The sequence below is a fragment of the Micromonospora rosaria genome (assembly GCF_001567585.1).
Taxonomy (GTDB): domain Bacteria; phylum Actinomycetota; class Actinomycetes; order Mycobacteriales; family Micromonosporaceae; genus Micromonospora; species Micromonospora rosaria.
This window is the reverse complement of record NZ_LRQV01000305.1, coordinates 1-1,190: the sequence shown is the minus strand read 5'-3', so window position 1 is coordinate 1,190 and position 1,190 is coordinate 1. Positions and strand designations below refer to the sequence as shown.

Annotated in this window: 1 protein-coding gene; it reads right to left on the bottom strand. The window is 69.3% G+C overall.

What is annotated here, in order from left to right:
- Window positions 1–208: 208 nt before the first annotated feature.
- On the bottom strand, window positions 209–1,190 hold a 982-nt coding region (locus AWW66_RS32215), incomplete at its 5' end, for a pectinesterase family protein (protein WP_157528339.1).

Genomic DNA, 1,190 nt, shown 5'->3' with positions numbered 1-1,190 from the left:
GAGGCGCTGGTGAGGGTGTAGACGCCGGTGGTGACGGGGGGTGCGGCGGTCGATGGTGTGGCGGTGGTGGTGATGCCGATGATGGCGGCGGGTACGGCGGTCAGGACCGCGCCGAGCACGGCCAACCGCGACCGCCGGAGGGTTCGCGTCGTTTTCATGGAGTCTCCGGGAGGGTTGGTGGTGGAGTGCTGGTGTCCGGGGGCGGTGCTCACATCGGGTTCCAGCCGTCGCTGCCGGCCAGGTACCGCTGCGGCGTGTAGGTGGCCGCCTGGGAGTCGCTGAGCTGCGGGCGGTTGCCGTTGACCGTCGCGCCGGAGCCGGTGTTGCGGTACTCCAGGAACCGGGCGTTCTGCCAGGTCGAGTCGCCCATGTTGGTCCACGGCTGGGCGTTGCGCACGGTCCCGCCCAGGTTCGACTCCCGGTACAGCACCTGCGCGCCCTGCCGCCACGGCCGGCCGAGGTTGGTGTTGTTGCTCCCGGTGCCGGTGATGGTGGACCGGTAGAACAGGAACCCGTACGTCTTCGCCGCGTCCGTGCTGGCCGCCGTGATCGTCCCGCCGCTCGACCGCTTCTCGTGGATGGTGGACCGGTCGAAGACGATGGTGCCGCCGCCGAAGATGAAGTCGACCGTGCCCTCCACGTAGGAGTCGACCACGTACCCCCGGGTCCGGTCGTTGACCAGGAAGGTGTCCTGGTCACCGAGGAGCCGGACGTTGCGCAGCACCGCCCGGTCCGCGTTGAGGTGCAACGCGACCGCCTGGTGTCCGCTGCTGGTGGAGTTCTCGTCGAAGTCGTTGGAGATCGTCAGGTTCTCCGCGACGAAGTTCGCGCCGTCGACGAACATGCTGGCGCTGCCCGAGGTGCCGTGGCTGTTGGCGGAGTTGTTGAAGACCAGCACCGTGTTCGCCGGCCCCAACCCCAGACCCCGCAGGGTGATGTGCGGTTTGTTCGAGGGGACCCGGACGACCTGCCGGTAGGTGCCCGGCTTGATGGTGATGGTCACCCGCTGGCTGTTGTTCGCCGGCACCGCGTCGATGGCCGCCTGGACCGTGCGGTACTGCCCGCTACCGTCCGCCGCCACCGTCGGACTGCCCGATGGCGGGGTCGTCGGCGGGTTGGTGGGTGGGGTGCCGGTGGTGGGGTTGAAGCGCCATTGCATGCGGGCGGTGTCGGCGCAGGGTTCTTGGACG